The organism is Micromonospora sp. LZ34, assembly GCF_052981855.1.
On record NZ_JBRIQN010000146.1, the window covers coordinates 1 to 1,505 of the forward strand.

Below are 1,505 nucleotides of genomic sequence, written 5' to 3' on the forward strand. Positions count from 1 at the left end.
TACGGCAGCCGCCATTGGCGGTCTGACCTCGCGGGATGCGGTGGGGGCGTGCGAAGTGGACGCAGCCGCCTGTCGATCATGTGTTTGTGAGGACTACAAGATCGAAGGCGGCTGCTGCTGCCAGGGTAGCGGCCGGGCGTGCGGTGCGGGAACGGGCCGAGCTGTTGGAGGAGCTGCGGTCGTGTTTTGTGCGGACGCAGACGTGGCAGCACGCGGGCAGGTACATCTCGGCGTTGGTCAGTCGGGTGCCGAAGCGGAACGGGTGGAGCATCGCTGAGCAGGTCGGGGACGCCACGCCGGACCGTACGCAGCGGTTGTTGAACCGGGCGGTGTGGGACACGACGGCCGCGATGGCCCACATTCGGCGGTTCGTGGCCGGGGGTCTGGACGCGGCGGCGGGTCGTCGGCGGCGGCGTGGGTTGGTGGTCGGGGCGTTGGACGAGACGGGCCAGCCGAAGCAGGGCGTCGCGACGTGTGGGGTGAAGCGGCAGTACATGGGGTGCGCGGGTCGAGTCGCGAACGGAATCAACACCGTGCACCTGTCCTACGTTCGGGAGAAGACGGGGCACGCGTTGATCGGGGCGCGTCAGTGGATCCCGGCCGAGCACATCACCGACCCGCAGGCCTCGGCCGGTATGGGGCTGCCGCCGGAGGTGGAGTTCCGCACCAAGGGCCAGTTGGCCATCGATATCTGTGCTGATGCGTTCGCCGACGGCCTGGCGTTCGACTTCGCCTGCGGCGACGAGGTGTACGGCAACTGCACACAGTTGCGGGAGTTCTTCGAGCAATACGGGCAGGCGTACGTGCTGCGAGTCGCCTCCACCTTCATGATCGACCTGCCCTCCGAGACGAAGCTGACCTGCGCGCAGGCCGTCACGCTGCTGGCCAAGGACAAGCAACGGTGGGAGGTCCGCTCGGCCGGTACCGGATCAAAGGGACAACGCTGGTACGCCTGGGCGTGGATCGCCACCGCCTCGCCGCGGCATCACCTGCTGGTCCGCCGTCACCTGCGCAGCGGCGAGCTGGCCTTCCACTACTGCCATGTGCCCGAGGGGCAACCCCTGACCAAGACGAGGCTGATCCGCGCCGCCGGGCTGCGCTGGCCGGTCGAGGAGGATTTCGAGTTCAGCAAGGACCACTTCGGCCTGGACCAGTGCCAGGCGAGGCTCTACACCGCGATCGCGCGGCACACCGTGCTGGTCATGGCCGCCCTCGCCGTCTGCGCGGTCACCGCCGCCCACCTCACCGACCGCACCGACACCCAGGCACCGCCGCCGAGCACACCGGACCAGCCGCCGCCACCCGAGCCCGGAATGATCCCGCTGACCGTCCCCGAGGTCAAACGACTCCTCGCCAACGCCCTCCACCAACCGAAACCACCCGGCCACGACACGCACTGGCTCAACTGGCGACGCCGTCACCAGGCCCGCGCACGCTGGTTCCACCAACGCACACGGCTGAACCGGGACTACGCCCTGGTCAGCTAGCAATTGGCGGCTGCCGTA

General features: G+C 68.8%; 1 protein-coding gene. It reads left to right on the forward strand.

All coding sequences use genetic code 11. The annotated features are described in order from the left end of the window. The first annotated feature begins 143 nt into the window (after positions 1–143). A complete protein-coding gene (locus ACVCAH_RS37850; RefSeq protein ID WP_447141006.1) occupies positions 144–1,487 on the forward strand; it encodes an IS701 family transposase in 1,344 nt (447 codons plus the stop codon). The last annotated feature ends 18 nt before the right edge of the window (positions 1,488–1,505 follow it).